10 protein-coding genes and 1 pseudogene are annotated in these 14,945 nt (G+C 68.2%); 7 read left to right on the plus strand and 4 right to left on the minus strand.

Annotation, left to right across the window (positions count from 1 at the left end; genetic code table 11):
- The 5 genes from HR086_RS35500 to HR086_RS49470 form a co-directional block, all read left to right on the plus strand.
- The coding region (locus HR086_RS35500) for a hypothetical protein (protein WP_174467841.1) at positions 1-203 on the plus strand (203 nt) is incomplete at its 5' end.
- A 17-nt stretch (positions 204-220) separates the two neighbouring features.
- Positions 221-898: an ABC transporter ATP-binding protein gene (locus HR086_RS35505; RefSeq protein WP_141642619.1), complete on the plus strand. Its 678-nt coding sequence runs from the start codon at positions 221-223 to the stop codon at positions 896-898.
- A gap of 18 nt (positions 899-916) precedes the next feature.
- Positions 917-3,322 (plus strand): ABC transporter permease, encoded by a 2,406-nt coding sequence (locus HR086_RS35510; protein ID WP_174467842.1) that lies wholly within the window; start codon positions 917-919, stop codon positions 3,320-3,322.
- A 32-nt stretch (positions 3,323-3,354) separates the two neighbouring features.
- Positions 3,355-4,794, plus strand: coding sequence for a sigma-54 dependent transcriptional regulator (locus HR086_RS35515; protein WP_141642621.1), 1,440 nt, complete (start codon positions 3,355-3,357; stop codon positions 4,792-4,794).
- 35 nt (positions 4,795-4,829) lie between these two features.
- Positions 4,830-6,164, plus strand: a complete 1,335-nt coding sequence (locus HR086_RS49470; protein WP_217439583.1) for a PAS domain-containing sensor histidine kinase — start codon at positions 4,830-4,832, stop codon at positions 6,162-6,164.
- A gap of 36 nt (positions 6,165-6,200) precedes the next feature.
- Here the strand turns inward: HR086_RS49470 and HR086_RS35525 are convergent, their stop codons facing one another.
- Both HR086_RS35525 and HR086_RS35530 read right to left on the minus strand, forming a co-directional pair.
- A complete protein-coding gene (locus tag HR086_RS35525; protein ID WP_174467843.1) occupies positions 6,201-6,725 on the minus strand; it encodes a hypothetical protein in 525 nt (174 codons plus the stop codon).
- Positions 6,726-6,948: 223 nt separating this feature from the next.
- On the minus strand, positions 6,949-7,395 hold the full coding sequence (locus tag HR086_RS35530; protein WP_174467844.1) for an isoprenylcysteine carboxylmethyltransferase family protein: 447 nt from the start codon (positions 7,393-7,395) through the stop codon (positions 6,949-6,951).
- 87 nt (positions 7,396-7,482) lie between these two features.
- On the opposite strand from HR086_RS35530, the gene HR086_RS35535 reads away from it, so the two are divergent.
- Positions 7,483-8,067 (plus strand): Crp/Fnr family transcriptional regulator, encoded by a 585-nt coding sequence (locus HR086_RS35535; RefSeq protein WP_217442072.1) that lies wholly within the window; start codon positions 7,483-7,485, stop codon positions 8,065-8,067.
- 9 nt (positions 8,068-8,076) lie between these two features.
- Here HR086_RS35535 and HR086_RS35540 read toward each other — a convergent pair whose 3' ends face one another.
- Both HR086_RS35540 and HR086_RS35545 read right to left on the minus strand, forming a co-directional pair.
- Positions 8,077-10,653: a P-loop NTPase fold protein gene (locus HR086_RS35540; RefSeq protein ID WP_174467845.1), complete on the minus strand. Its 2,577-nt coding sequence runs from the start codon at positions 10,651-10,653 to the stop codon at positions 8,077-8,079.
- Positions 10,654-11,280: 627 nt separating this feature from the next.
- Positions 11,281-14,025, minus strand: coding sequence for a YncE family protein (locus HR086_RS35545; RefSeq protein WP_174467846.1), 2,745 nt, complete (start codon positions 14,023-14,025; stop codon positions 11,281-11,283).
- 212 nt (positions 14,026-14,237) lie between these two features.
- Between HR086_RS35545 and HR086_RS35550 the strand changes: the two are divergent.
- Positions 14,238-14,945 (plus strand): annotated as a pseudogene (locus HR086_RS35550) (glycosyl hydrolase); the annotation flags it as partial.

The raw sequence follows: 14,945 nt of genomic DNA on the forward strand, positions 1-14,945 counted from the left end.
GGCTGGGCGTGGGGGTGGGGCTGGTGATGTCGCTGGGCCTGGCCCACCTCTTGGGCAGCATGCTGTACGGCGTGACGGCGTATGACCCGTGGACCTTCACCGCGGTGGCGGCGCTCCTGGGCGGCGTGACGCTCCTGGCGACGTGGCTGCCGGCGCGGCGGGCTTCTCGCGTGGACCCCATCGTTTCCTTGCGCTCCGAGTGAGCACGAAAGCACCTCTCATGTCCTCACCTCTCATCTCACTGCGTCAGGTCGAAAAGTCCTACCCGTTGGCGGGGGGCCGCACCTGGGTGCTGCGCAACATCGACCTGGACATCCAGCCCGGCGAGTTCGTCACCCTGATGGGCCCGTCCGGCGCGGGCAAGTCCACGCTGCTGGCCGTGCTCGGCATGCTCGATGCCGAGTGGAAGGGCGAGTACGTCCTGGACGGGCAGGCCGTGCACGCGATGAAGCCGAAGGAGCGGGGCGAGTTGTCCCGGCGCACCATCGGCTTCGTCTTCCAGCAGTACCACCTGCTGGACAACCTGACGGTGGCCGAGAACCTGGAGGTGCCGCTGTCCTACCGCAACCTCAAGCGCGGTGAGCGCGAGGCGCTGGTGGGCGACATGCTGGACCGCTTCCAACTGGTGGGGAAGAAGGACCTGTTCCCCGCGCAGCTCTCCGGCGGACAGCAGCAGTTGGTGGGAATCGCCCGGGCGCTCATCGCCACGCCGAAAATCCTGCTGGCGGACGAGCCGACGGGCAACCTCCACTCGCAGCAGGCGAAGCACATCATGGAGGTGTTCCAGACGCTCAACAAGGCGGGCACCACCATCATCCAGGTGACGCACTCGGAGGCCAACGCGGCCTTCGGCCACCGCATCATCCAGCTGGCGGACGGCTGGCTCCAGAAGACCTGAGCAGGGCACGAGGCCACCATGCTGAGCGATGTGTCGATGGATGTGCGGTACACCCTGCGGACGATGCGCCAGTCGCCTGTCTTCACCCTGGCGGCGGTGCTGGTGCTGACGCTGGGCATCGGGGTGACGACGGCGCTGTTCAGCGTGGTGGACGCGGTGCTGCTGCGTCCGCTGCCGTTTCCGGATCCGGACCGGCTGGTGGTGATGTCCACCGATAAGCCCGGGAAGCTGCTGGCGCGCTACAGCCTGCCCAACTACGAGGACGTCGCGCGGCTCTCCACGCGGCTGCGCTCGATGACCGCGTACGGCCAACGGTTGATGAACCTCACCGGCCACGGGGACGCCGAGCAGCTTCGCGGCGCGGTGGTGGTGGGGGACTTCTTCGGGGCGTTCGGCATGAAGCCGATGCTGGGGAGGACCTTCGCGCCCGAGGAGCGCGACGCGCGGCTGGCCGTCATCTCGCATTCGCGCTGGATGAAGGCGGGCGGCGGTGAGGGCGTGCTGGGCCGCACGCTGACCCTGGGCGGTCAGCCCTACACGGTGATTGGGGTGATGCCGCCGTCCTTCGACGTGCCCGCCCACACCACCGAGGTCTGGGTGCCCTTCGACAGCCTGCCCGGCGCGGCCACGTCGGAGGAGCGCACCGAGCGGGGCTTCCGCTCCTTCGCCGTCGCGGCGAGGCTTGTTCCAGGCGCGACGCTCGAGTCGGTCCGCCACGAGCTGAAGAGCCTGAACGAGGAGCTCCTCTCACGAGACGACGCCACCCTGAAGCTGGGGGTGGTCCGCTACGCCGACTCCCTCACCCAGGGCGTCAGCCTGCTCCTGTGGGTGCTGCTGGGCGCGGTGTCCCTGGTGTTGCTGCTGGCGGCGGCCAACGTGGCGCACCTGCAGCTCGCGCGGGCGGCGGCGCGGCAGCGTGAGCTGGGCATCCGCGTGGCGCTGGGCGCCGGGCGCGGCCGGCTGGTGCGTCAGCTCCTCACGGAGAGCGTGCTGCTGGCGCTGCTGGGCGGCGTGGGCGGCGTGCTGCTGGCGCTGTGGGCCACCGATTTGTTGATGATGCTGGGGGCCAACACGCTGCCCCGGGCGGGCGAGGTGGCGGTGCATGGCCGCGTGCTGCTCTTCGCGTTGGCGGTGACGCTGACGACGGGCGTGGGCGTGGGGCTGGTGCCGGCGCTCCAGCGCTCGCAGCTCTCGCCGGCGACGGTGCTGGGGCGCGGGGCGACGGAGAAGTCGCGGGGCCGCACGCACGCGGTGCTGGTGGTGGCGGAGGTGGCGCTCGCGCTGATGCTCGTCACCGGGGCGGGGCTGATGCTGAAGAGCTTCTGGCGGATGTACCAGGCCGACCCGGGCCTGGACCCCGTGGGCGTCTTCGTGGCCCGACTGGCGCTGCCGCAGAGCCGCTATGACACGCCGGAGCGGACGGAAGCCTTCCACCGGGAGCTGACGGCGCGGCTCGCCGCGCGTCCGGAGGTCGCTGGCGTGGGCGTGGGCGGCAGCCTCCCGGCGGGCGGCTCCCTCTCGCGCTCGGGCTACTGGAAGGAGGGAACCGAGGACCCGCCGGTGCGGCCCGACGCGCTCATCAACGTCACCACGCCGGGCTTCCTGGAGGCGCTGCGCGTGCCGCTGCTCGCGGGGCGCCTGCTGACGGAGTCGGACGGAGCGAACGCGCCAAGGGTCATGGTGGTGAGCGAGCGCTTCGCGCGCGAGGTCTTCCCCGGCGAGGACGCGCTGGGCCGCCGCGTCTCCTTCGGTGGCGACGACGCGGAGGGAAACCCGCTGTGGACGACGGTGGTGGGCGTGGTGGCGGACGTGGCGTACGCGGGCGTGGAGCTGGGGCACGAGCCCACCGCGTACGTCCCCATGGCGCAGGAGCCGACGACGGACGGGCAGCTCGCGGTGCGGGCGGCGCCGGGCCTGGACCCGAGGAAGCTGGAGTCGGTGGTGCGCGAGGAGCTGCGCGCGGTGGACTCCATGGTGGCGCTCGCGCGTGTGGGCACGCTGGAGGACCGGCTGTCCTCGGACCTGGGGCAGCCGCGCTTCCGGGCGGTGTTGCTGGGAGCCTTTGGTTTGCTGGCGCTGGTGCTGGCCGCGGTGGGCATCTACGGCGTGATGTCCTACTCGGTGTCACAGCGCGAACACGAGATGAGCGTGCGCATGGCGCTGGGCGCACGCGCGGCGGATGTCCTGAGACTGGTGGTGGGACAGGCGCTGCGGCGAGTGGGGCTGGGGTTGGTGCTGGGCCTGCTCGGGGCGCTGGCGGCCCACCGCATCATGGAAGGTCTGCTCTACGGGATGGGGGCGCTGGATGTTTCGGTCTTGGCTTCTGTCTCGCTGCTGCTATTGGGCACGGCCTGGCTGGCGAGCTGGCTGCCGGCGCGCAAGGCCGCCAACGCGGACCCCGCCGCCGTCTTGCGTCGCGGCTGAGCCTCTTTGTTTCTGGCACTCTTTCTTCCTGGATGTTCCCCGTGTCCGAACCCCTCCCTGTCTCCGTCGTCACCCCTGTCTCCGCTCCCATCGCCACGCGTCCCTCGCGCATCCTCATCGCGGATGACCAGGCCGACGTGCTGGAGGCCCTGCGCCTGCTGTTGAAGCGGGACGGGCACACCATCGTCACCGCGCAGTCGCCCGCTGGAGCGCTCGCCACGCTGGAAGCCGAGGACGTGGACCTGGTGCTGATGGACCTGAACTACGCGCGGGACACCACGTCCGGGCGAGAGGGCATGGACCTGCTTGGCCGCATCCGCGCGCAGGACGCGGCGTTGCCCGTCGTGGTGATGACGGCGTGGAGCAGCGTGGAGGGCGCGGTGGAGGCGATGCGTGGTGGCGCGCGCGACTACGTGCAGAAGCCGTGGGACAACACGCGCCTGCTCGCCACGCTGCGCACGCAGTTGGAGCTGGGCCGGGCGCTCAAGCGCAGCCGCCGGCTGGAAGAGGAGAACCAGCACCTGCGGCGCGGCCAGGGCGGCCTGCCCACCATGGTGTCCGAGTCGCGCGCCATGTTGCCGGTGCGCCGGATGATTGAGCGCGTGGCGCCGTCTGGGGCCAACGTGCTGGTGACGGGTGAGCACGGCACGGGCAAGGAAGTGGTGGCCAGGCTGCTGCACGCGTCCTCCACGCGCGCGGACCGGGCCTTCGTGGCCGTCAACTCGGGAGGACTCTCCGAGGGTGTCTTCGAGAGCGAGCTCTTCGGCCATGTGAAGGGCGCCTTCACCGACGCGAAGGCGGACCGCATCGGCTGCTTCGAGCTGGCGGATGGCGGCACGCTGTTCCTGGATGAGATTGGGAACATGCCGTTGTCGCAGCAGGCGAAGCTCTTGCGCGTGCTCCAGACAGGGGAGTTGCACCCGGTGGGCTCGTCGAAGACGCGGCGCGTGGACGTGCGGGTGGTGAGCGCCACCAACGTGGACCTGGCCAAGGCGGTGGCCGAGGGCCGCTTCCGCGAGGACCTGCTGTACCGCCTCAACACGGTGGAGGTGCCGTTGCCGCCGCTGCGTGAGCGCCGCGAGGACATCCCGCTGTTGGCGTCGCACTTCCTGGCCGAGCACGGCAAGCGCTACGGGCGCAACGCGGCGCGGCTGACGCCGGGGGCGCTGGAGGCACTCCTGGCCTACCCGTGGCCGGGCAACGTGCGCGAGCTGGAGCACGCGGTGGAGCGCTCGCTGCTGATGGCGGTGGGGGACGATGTGTCCGCGGAGGACCTGCTCTTGCGCCGGGCGGGTCGCGAGGGCCTGTCGCGGCTGGAGGAGATGACGCTGGAAGAGGTGGAGCGCTACCTCATCGAGCGCGCGCTGGCGCGGCATGAGGGCAACGTGAGCGAGGCGGCGAAGGGACTGGGCCTGTCGCGCAGCGCGCTGTACCGTCGGCTCCAGTACTACGGAATCAAGGGAGCCCGGTGAGACGCAAGCGCGAGCCCTGGCCACATGACCTGCAGATGCTCGCCCTGACGTGGCTGGCGGGTCTGCCGGGAGGGGTGGTCTCGCTCGCGCTGGTGTGGACGGGAGACTTTTCATCCAAGGTCCGCTGGACGCTGTCCACGTTGGTGGTGGGCGTCTTCCTGGGTGTGGGGCTCCTGGTCCGCGAGCGGGTGATGCGGCCCCTGCACGCGCTGGCGAACCTGTTGGCGGCGCTGCGCGAGGGGGACTACTCGACGCGCGGTCGCGGCGCGCGGGTGGGTGATGCGCTGGGCGAGGTGCTGCTGGAGGTGAACGCCCTGGGCGACACCTTGCGCGAGCAGCGGCTGGGCGCGCTGGAGGCCGGAGCGCTGCTCGAGCAGGTGATGGAGGAGATTGACGTCGCGGTGCTCGCCTTCGATGTCGCGGGCACGCTGCGGCTGGTGAATCGCGCGGGTGAGAAGCTGTTGGGCCAGTCGCGCTCGCAGTTGATGGGCAAGGGGGCCGGCTCACTGGGGCTGGCGGACCTGCTGGACGGCCCGGCGCCTCGGAGGTTGTCGCGCTCCTTCGTGGAGGAGGGCGGGCCATACGAGCTGCGGCGCGGTGGTTTCCGCCAGGGCGGCCTGCCGCATCACCTGGTGGTGCTGGCGGATCTGCGGCTGGCGTTGCGTGAGCAGGAGCGCGAGGCGTGGCGGCGACTGGTGCGGGTGCTGAGCCATGAAATCAACAACTCGCTGGCGCCCATCCAGTCGATTGCCGAGGCGCTGCGCGACACGCTGTTGATGGAGCCGCGTCCCTCGGATTGGGAAGACGACGCGAAGAGCGGCCTGGGCATCGTCGCGAGGCGCTCGGAGGCGCTGGCGCGCTTCATGTCCGCGTATGCGCGACTGGCGCGGCTGCCGCCGCCGGTGCTGGCGGGGGTGGAGGTGGACGGCTGGGTGCGGCGGGTGGCGGCGCTGGAGAAGCGGCGGCCGGTGTCGGTGCGGGCGGGGCCGGCGTTGGCGGTGCGCGGGGACTCCGACCAACTGGAGCAGTTGCTCATCAACCTGGTGCGCAACGCGGTGGACGCGGTGCTGGGCGAGGCCCCGGGTGCACAGGTCTGGGTGTCATGGGCGGTGCTGACGCCGGGCGCGGTGGAGGTCTGGGTGGAGGACGAGGGCCCGGGCCTTGCGGACACGGGCAACCTCTTCGTGCCCTTCTTCACCACGAAGCCGCAGGGCAGCGGCATTGGCCTCGCGCTGTGTCGGCAGATTGCAGAGGCGCACGGCGGAACGCTGCGCCTGGAGAACCGTCCCGAGGGACGTGGGTGCCGGGCGCGGTTGAAGTTGCCGCTGGAAGCTCACGGTGCGAGCACCGCGGCGCAGGCCGTGGGCTGAGACGTCGGGCCCTCGAGCTCCCGGGCCTTGGAGACTTCAGGCCACCTGGGCGCCGGTGTCCGGCGGCGCGTCATACGTGGGCGTGAGGTCCACCACGTTCACCGTGACGAGGTGGTAGACGATGACGTTGCTCACCCAGAAGAAGATGGCGGCGTAGTGGACGTAGATGAGCGGCGAGCCGGGCCACACTTGCAGCGGGTGGTTGAAGACGTTGGCCGCCATGTAGCCGCCGAACCACTCGCCCATCCAGCAGACCAGGGCGCCGATGGCGACGCGCGTCCAGACCTTGACGCGCTGCGGGTAGAACCAGAAGTAGTGCAGGGTCCACAGCAGGCCGACGCATCCAGCCCAGAGCATCATGCTGCCGAAGGAGAACCAGTGGTACGGGGACTCGGGGTAGTACCAGCCCCAGTCCTTGTTCATCCAGCGCCAGGCCACGTTCTGGGACAGCTCCATGAACCAGAAGAGCGGTGCGACGTAGAGCACCTGCGTCATGAGGACTCGGAGGAAGCAACTCAGCGTCTTCCAGAGTCTCAGCGTGGACCCGTCGAGCGAAACCATGTGTTCCCCCCCGTGCTTCGGCCTGGGCGACCGAGGGCTGTTCATCTGACAGAACGTGATGAGTCCCATGTCTTGAAACATCGTGGGCGACAACCGCTTGTGTCCTGACGCCACGGGGGTTGCGCCGGGCTGAACGCGGATTCAGCCGTCGGCGAAGGGCCCGGAGCGGAAACCCGAGGAGACTCCGGGAGTTGACGCCTCTCGATGCGGTCGACGCCGGGCGTCAAAGCCACCGGCGGACAGCGCGTTGATATTCGACGTACTGGCCGCCGAATTTCTGGAGCAGGGCCTGTTCCTCGACGCGGATGTACCAGAAGTGGGTGAGCAGGCCGAAGGCGAGCGGCACGATGAAGGGTGAGACCGACCCCAGGGTGATTCCCAGGCCGACGAGGCTCGCGACGAAGCCCAGGTACATGGGGTTGCGGGTGAAGCGAAACAGGCCCTCGCGCGTGAGGGTGCCAGGGTCCCCGAAGGTGTTGATGTTCGTGCCCAGCTTCTTGAAGAGTCGGGCGTGCCATTGGGCGACGGCGATTCCCGCGAGCAACAAGGCGCCTCCGAGCCAGCTCCAGGGGCGCCCCCACAGCTCGTGCAGCGGGGCGGTCCTGTTCAGGAGGACCATGACGCCCATGGACGCCAGCAGGACCACGGGGGGAAGGAAGAGGGCTCGCATCGTGGATGTCTCCGTGCGTTGGTGGCGCGCAGTCTTCCGGTGCGGGGGAGCGGCGTCGTTAACCCGGGTTTACGTTGAGAGGTGTCCGTGACGACGGCGAGGGAGGTGCTGCGGGGGCTGGCGGGGAGCGCGCTGCCCGGGTGGGACGCGGTGGCGCCGCTGCTGCGCGCGAAGACGCTGCGCAAGGGCGAGTACCTCTTCCACGTGGGCGAGGCGCGGCCGAGCATCTTCATCGTCACGCGCGGGCTGGTGAAGATGGTCTACGAGACGAGCGAGGGTGGCGCCTGGGTGAAGGCGTTCGCGGGGGAGGGGACGTGTTTCGCGAGTCTGGTGGCGCTGGCGCCGGGAGGAGTCACGAGCTTCTCCACGCAGGCGGTGGTGGAGTCGCGGGTGGAGCAGCTCGACTATGGCGAGGTGCGGAGGCTGGCGTCGCGCCACCTGGAGTGGCAGCGGGCGGTGAGCCGGGCCTTCGAGGTCTATGGGCTGCGCAAGGAGAAGCGGGAGATGGAATTGCTCACGCTGTCCGCGGAGGAGCGCTACCAGCGGTTCCTGGACGAGCACCCGGACCTGGCGCCGCTGCTGTCGCAGCGGGATATCGCGAGCTACATCCGCGTCACGCCCGTGGCGCTCAGTCGCATCCGTTCACGGCTGCGAGGGCGACGGGCGTCGTGAGGCGTGTACCTACCGGAAGCTGAAGCGGGTGACCCAGGGGACGAGCTTCCGGACCAGGGTGAGCGGAGTGCTCTGGATGGCGGGTGGCATGGCGCGGAGCCAGGTGAACAGCTCCGAGATGACGGGCTCGGGCTCGTCGGAGGGGAGGTCGAGCGCTTGGAGCGTGAGCAGCTCCTTGTCGTGTTCGTAGCGCTTGAGCCGCGCGAAGAACTCCTCGGCGAGCTGGGGCTTCGAGGTCACCAGCGCCAGCAGCAACAGGCACATCTGGGACGGAGAGGTTCCCTCCTGTCCCTCGCCCATGAACTCGGTCTGTCCCGCGCTCGGGACACACGCCTTGATGAGTCGATAGGTGTTGGCGAAGCGCTTGAGCACACGAGGCGTGGGGCTCAGCAGCGGGCCGAGACAGTCGATGAACGCCAGTTCTCTCTCGCTGATGACGAGGCCGGGAGGATTGAGCTCTTCCTGTTCATTCGACGCGACCTGGGCGTGGCTGGAGGATGCGGAGGACTTCGGCTTGCCGTGTACGGATGCTGCTGCTTGCGGTGCGGCGCTCGTGGGCCACACGACCTTCATCAGGGCCGGTGAGCCCTTTTTGTAGTCCCACTCTTCCATCGGGTCGACGGTGTCTGGGGTGTCGACGACGAACCTGGGCTTCAGCTCCAGGACCGTGGCCTCTTGCGAGTGCTCTTCCGCGGAAGGACGGGCCAGCAACCCGCGCAACATGCTCGAGCGGTGGTCGCTGCTCACGGGCCGCAGCCAGATGGGAATCTGGAAGATCTTCTCCAGATAGTCGTAGGCCGTGGCTCCTGGGGTCATCGCATCCAGGGGCAGGGCGTTCGGGTCCTCCATCTTCAGCAGGTCCTTGAAGGTGTGGTTCAGGCAGCGCGCCACCCAGCGCGAGTCCACGCCCACGACGACGACGAACAGCGGGAAGGCGAGGAGCAGGTGCACGGCCTGGAGCACCTTCACCACGGTGTCTTGCGAGCAGCGGTCCAGGTCGTCGATGTAGAGGACGATGCGATTGATGGCGGGGACGTTCGGGTCCGTCTGTTCGTCGCGGTTGACCGCCTCCATCAGTCGCGACAGCTCCTCGAAGTCCCTGCGGATGAGGGCGACGAGTCCCAGGTGCTTGCGGTAGTCGTCGCTGCCGGTGCGGTTCTCGATGAACTTGTCCAGCAGCCGCGCGCTGGAGAGCTCGGCGATGGCTTGCTTCAGTTGGAGGACTTCGTCCTGGGCCTTGGCCATGGACGCTCGTTGCTGTTCCTCCGCCTGGGCCAGTGAGGCGACCTGCTCCCGAGCGACCTGTGCGGCTTCATCGAGCGGCTTGAGTCGATTCTGGAGTTCGGTTTCGATGGCCTGCTCGACTTCGCGCAGTCGCTTCTCGTTCTGCTCCCGCCGCTCTCTCAGCCACGCGGTCTGCCGCTGGAGCCAGAGCGTCACGGAGCCCACGAGTCCTGTCAGCGTCGTGAGTCCAGCCATCAGGCCCGCGAGGTCCTGCTTACCGAGTTCGTCGAGCACGAACGGGAGCGCCAGGCTCACGGCGAGAGAGACGATCAAGATGATGGCGGGAGGACGCAGTCGTTTGTTCGCGCTCCGCGTATCCAGGAGGGATGCGACGAATCCGCCGGTCTGTCGCAACTCGGCCTGGGCATTGCCGAGGGCATCCCGCAAATCGAAGGCCGTGCGTCCCAGGGAGCTGAAGCCTGTTTCAGCGAGCCATGCGGTGGCCCTCTGCTGGACACCCTCCTCAAGCTTCAATGTGGCGGGCATCAACTCGAGCAGGGTGCGCTTTTCGGAGAGGGCTTGCTCCAGCTCGACGCGCTTTGATTCCTTCTGTTGCTCCAGTTCGCCGACTTTCTGCTGCGCCAGCGCGACCTCGGCTTCCTTCGCGGTGACCTCGGCCTGCTTCTTGAGCAGCTCCGCTTCCCGCTGGGCGAGCCGTGTCAGCAGGTCATCCCGGCGTTTGCCGATTTCGGCCTCGGGCTCGTCCTGTCGCTTCCGGAGGTTGCGGAAGATGTGTTCGACGAGGCTGGCCCACAGGTTGCCTTCCGCGTAGTGCCAGGCGTTGAATTCGATCTGGATGATGTTCTTGTAGAAGGCCACTTCCCGCTGGGGACGCTGGGACTTCACGGCCCGGCCAGCGAGTTCCTCCACCCGCTTGCGCAGGTGGTGCATGAAGAACGACTTGCCCGAGCCCCAGTCTCCGAACACACCGATGGACAGCGGCGGCGCCATGGTGCGCGAGGCAATCAGCGCACTGAGCGCATCGACGTCGCGGTCGATGTCCAGGAGGTCTTCGTTCTCCCGCCCGTCGGCGTCGTAGCGAGGAGAATAGAGAGTGCGCTGAGTGTCGTTGTCCAGCCAGCTCAGGGGCGAGGCTGGTGTGGGCGGTGGTTCTGTCTGTGGGTGTCCTCTGGAGAATTTGAGAGGGATTATCCCCATCCAGAACGTCGTCTCCTCGGGATGCAACGTGGATACGAACTCGGCGAACTGGCTGCGGAGTTGCTGTCTGTCCAGTTGCATCTCGTAGAAGTCGCTGTCGTGGAATTTTGGTAGCCACAGGAACGCCGCTACGAGATGGCGCACATCCAGAAACTGTTGAGGACTATGAGGGACTCTGGTGCGGAGCTTTTCGGCCTCATGCAAGGCGCGTCGTGCCGAGGCAGTCCACGTCAGGGGAGCCTTCAGCATCTCCATGGGATGTTCCATGGATTCGAGATGCGAAATCTGAGGGGAAGCCAAGTGTGCGGTAGATAGGAGGCGAGGCATGCCGCCGGCGCTGGGCTGCTCAGCAACCCGCTTCATCCAGGTAGACACTGGGTCATCTGATCTGCCAACGGCGCCCATCAATGATGCGAAGGATATGTGGGCTCGAGCAGCGCTGAGGGACAGCGCAGAGGGGCGATCATCGGTAGCCACGGAGAGCTGGGCCGCGCGTCCAAGCAGCGTGGCGAAATCTTCGGAAACGGGGCCCATCTCCGTCACCGCACCCGTATCCATGTCCTGGAAGCGGACCATGCGCGGCCCAGAGTCCTCGGCCGCCTCGACGCTCTCATCCTCTTCCGGTCGTTGCATGTCCCCCCCTGCGCGAATGCACTGCGCCAACGATGTTGGCACCGTCACGCGCACGAAGGAAAGCCAGGCCCCCAAGTCCCTCGGAGGCAGCACCGTGGACCCCATCACCTCAGGTCCACGGTCACACCTCACGCAGCCCTACCGGCTCGTCGCGTCATCCGGTCGGGTGCCACGGTCCAGCTCATCGCGGTCCAGCGCACCGTCCAAATCCCGGTCGATGCCGATGCGCACCTCCGAGCCCTTGGGCACCACCGTGTATGTCAGCTCACTTCCCGCGAGCGCCAGTGTCTGGAGCAGTGACGCAGTGACGGTCTCCGCCGCGCGGTCCGTCTGGAACAACCCGCCGCCCATGTATGTGGCCCCGCGCGCGATTCCTCCCTGGTTCCCCTTCGCCACCAGGCCCACCTTGCCGCTGTCCGCCAGCGCCTGGAACGTGGACAGCGTACTCAACTGTCCCGGAGTGGGGCTCGCCGTGGTCAGAGTCACCTGCCTCCCCACCGCCGCATGTGTGTCCTTGCTGTCCGGCCCCGGCGGCTCTCCCACCGTCGTCGCCGTGCCCTTGGGCAAATCCGAGCCAGAGAACGCCAGCATGAACGCCACCATGTCCGCGACCTCCTGGTTGCTCTGGAGCGTGAACACCGGCTCGGTGAGGAAGCGCGCAATCGTGTCCACGCTGCCGTCATGCGAGAACCCGAAGCCCGCCAGGTTCGACGTCTGCGTGAAATCCATGCCCACCTTCTCGTAGAGGTTGCGCAGCTGGGAGATCTTCATCGTCACATTCGTGAACCCATCCACGGAGACCAGCCCCGTGTGACGCTCGCCGCTCGGGCCCGCGGAGACGGTGACGAACTGGCTCCCAGTCCACCGCACGTCCGCGCCCAGGCCCGTGGGCAGCGTGTGACACGTCGAGCAGGCGAACGCCCCCGAGTCCAGCAAGCGCGGCGGCCGATACATCTGCAGCCCGTTCACCGCGTTCCCATTGGGCAGCGGCAACCCCGCCGTGCCAAACCGTCCCGTCGTGACGTGCCCCGGCAGCGGCAGGCTCGTGGGCAGCGAGTTGTCGAGGTTCCGGAACGGATTCGGCGCGAACGTCAGCGTGGCGAGGAAGTCCTCGAACTGTTGCATCTCGATGACGGTGAGCTGCGTGTCGTCGCCCTGTAGGCTGAGGAACGCGCCGTTGAACTCCTCGATGCCCGCGCGGTCTCCACGCCAGTGCAGCGGCTCCTTGCCGATGATGTCCTGGAGCGTCTGCGTCGTCATGGGCCCCTTCATCGAGTGCCACGGCTGGAAGCCCCCCGTCAGTCCGGGAATGCCCATGCCCAGGTTCTGCCCCGTCACGGACTTGAGGTCCCCCGCCGGGTCTCCCAAATCCCACGCGAGCCGGTCCAGCCGTCCGTCGATGTGGCACGACGCGCACGACACATGCCCCAGGCCCGAGCTCCGGTGCGTGTCATACAGATGCTTGCGGCCGACCTTGATGGCACCCGGGGACGGGTCGAAGAACGGCACCCGCGCCACCTCGGTATTCGAAACCGTATCCACCACGGACACGCTCGCCGCGAACTTGTTGAGCACGTAGAGCCGCGTCCCGGAGAGCACCACGCCCGTGGGCCCCTCACCCACCGCCACCTGGGTAATCCGGCCGCCCGCGTCGTCCATGACCGCGACGTTGTTGGAGCCCATGCCCGTGATGTAGACGCGGCTCCCCTCCGCGTTCCACGCAAGACCCCGAGGGTCTCCGAGCGCCAACTGCCGCGTCGCCTGTGGCACCGTGCCCGTGGTGTACGTCAGGTGCGGATTGAGGTCGAAACGGGAGACGACGGACGGAATCGCCGGGTCGAACGACGCGGCCATGACGCGCAGGAAGCGGCCCTGGAGGTTGGGCTCGAAGCGGACCTCGTTCACCGCGTCCGTGCCCACCACGACGACATGGCCTCCCGGGTGGACCGCCAGCGCCATGTCCAGGTTCATCAACCCGCTGGCATACGTCACAGCCAGCGTGGATGCGTTGATGATGGCCACGTCCCGGTCCGGCAAATCCCAACCCGCGCGGCGCCCCGACGCGGCGGCGTTGCTCCCCGAGACGACGCTCGACCAGTCACGGCTGTTGTCATCCATCCACCGGCCACTGGCGTCCTTCTTCACGATGAGGGCCACGGGAGGAGGGGCCGGGTTGCCGCTCTTCCTCGGCGGCTTGAACGTGCTGCCCGAGTTGGGCGGAGGATTGACGCCCCCATAGGGCCCCACGCTGCTGCTCACCACGTTGGGCGGAAAGCCCCCGCCTCCCATCGCGTTGCCACCCCCGAGCACCGTGCTGCGATTGCCAGACTCGAAGAAGGCCACATACACCTGCGTGCCCGCGGCGTTGACGGCCAGCGCGCGAGGCTCCTCGCCTTGCAGCGCGATGCGCGTGGGCGCGGCGAGCGGCGTGGACGGGTCCACCACCAGCACGCGGTTGACCTGCGAGCAGGAGATGAACGCTCGCTGCGGCGAGCCCGCGAAGATGACGTCGGCGGGCTCGTCATCCGTGGGCACCGTGGCCTTCACGTTGAGCGTGGTGAGGTCGACGATGCTGACGCTGTCGGAGACATGGTTGACCACCCAGGCCTCGGTGTTGCTCCGGGCTCGCACGGACACGGGGTCCAGGCCCACGGGGATGGAGGCGGTGAGCACGGGCGTGCCGCTCGACACGGAGAACACCAGGAGCCGATTGTCCGCCGTGTTCACCGCGAGCAGACGGGTGCCATCCGGCGTCAGCTCCAGCGGATGGACATGCGGATGCTCCCAGTTCACGAACGCGCCCGGCGACTGCGCCCGGGACGCGCTCGCCAGCAGCACGAGGCACGGCAACAACGCGACCAGCACCCTGCGGACAACGGACATGGGACCCCCTGGCTTCGAGCACCCGGCTCGCTCTGGATGGAGAATTCCACTAAGTCTGTTAAGTCAGATTATTCTGGCAAATATGGACCTGTAGCACGAGCGGCTGACTCGAGTCGCGAAAGGGGGGCAAGGGGTCCTCGGGCACCCTTGGGCGTCACCGGGTTGGGAGGTCCCCGTTGGCCCGGGGAGGGAAGCACTCCAGAATCCGCCGGATGAAGCGTTTCCCCCACCTGTGTCTGGGCCCTGGCCGGGCGACCTCGAGTGTCGCGCGTGCCGTGGCCCTCTTCCTGACCTCCCTGCTGTGTGGCCTGGCGTCGGACGCGCACGCGGAGGTCGCCGTCCGGCGCACCTTCCTGAAGCTGCCGTCCTCCAACGGGCATGGCGCGGTGATGTTGGATTTGGAGCAGAAGAAGGTGTCGCACTTCCGCGAGCACAGCTTCGCGACGGAGGAGCCCGTCATCGATGCGCTGGGCAACGACGTCTTCGTGCGCGGGCAGCCGCAGGTGGTGCACTCGCGGGACGTGTTGTTCGACGCGTTCTTCGGCCTGCGCTCGGGCGGGACGCAGCGCTGGTTGAGCACGCAGGACGCGGACCTGGACGCCAGCGGCTACGCGGCGTGGGCGCCGGGGAAGACGGGCGGCACGGGGCTGGCGACGATGGTGCAGCGGGTGGGGACGCTGGAGGTGACGACGTATGTCTTCGCGCCCCAGTCCGTGCCGCACGCATCGTTCGTGATGGCGGTGCGGGTGCGCAACACGGGCGCGACGGCGTCCACGGGTGTGAGCGTGTTCTCGCTCCACAACTTTCATGTCGGCTTCGGTCGGCCCGGCGTGCTGGCGGACCTGGATGAGAACGGCGAGACGGTGGAGGTCAGCGGCAGCGACTTCGTGGAGAAGGGCTTCGCGGGCGTGGTGGTGGGG

Origin of the sequence: Myxococcus sp. CA039A, assembly GCF_013336645.1 — a bacterium.
Taxonomy (GTDB): domain Bacteria; phylum Myxococcota; class Myxococcia; order Myxococcales; family Myxococcaceae; genus Myxococcus; species Myxococcus llanfairpwllgwyngyllgogerychwyrndrobwllllantysiliogogogochensis.

What these genes read in the sequence shown, in the direction of transcription:
- HR086_RS35505 (WP_141642619.1), top strand. Translation starts at nt 221, where the DNA reads ATGTCCTCACCTCTCATCTCACTGCGTCAGGTCGAAAAGTCCTACCCG.
- HR086_RS35510 (WP_174467842.1), top strand. Translation starts at nt 917, where the DNA reads ATGCTGAGCGATGTGTCGATGGATGTGCGGTACACCCTGCGGACGATG.
- HR086_RS35515 (WP_141642621.1), top strand. Translation starts at nt 3,355, where the DNA reads ATGTTCCCCGTGTCCGAACCCCTCCCTGTCTCCGTCGTCACCCCTGTC.
- HR086_RS49470 (WP_217439583.1), top strand. Translation starts at nt 4,830, where the DNA reads ATGCTCGCCCTGACGTGGCTGGCGGGTCTGCCGGGAGGGGTGGTCTCG.
- HR086_RS35525 (WP_174467843.1), bottom strand. Translation starts at nt 6,725, where the DNA reads ATGGTTTCGCTCGACGGGTCCACGCTGAGACTCTGGAAGACGCTGAGT.
- HR086_RS35530 (WP_174467844.1), bottom strand. Translation starts at nt 7,395, where the DNA reads ATGCGAGCCCTCTTCCTTCCCCCCGTGGTCCTGCTGGCGTCCATGGGC.
- HR086_RS35545 (WP_174467846.1), bottom strand. Translation starts at nt 14,025, where the DNA reads ATGTCCGTTGTCCGCAGGGTGCTGGTCGCGTTGTTGCCGTGCCTCGTG.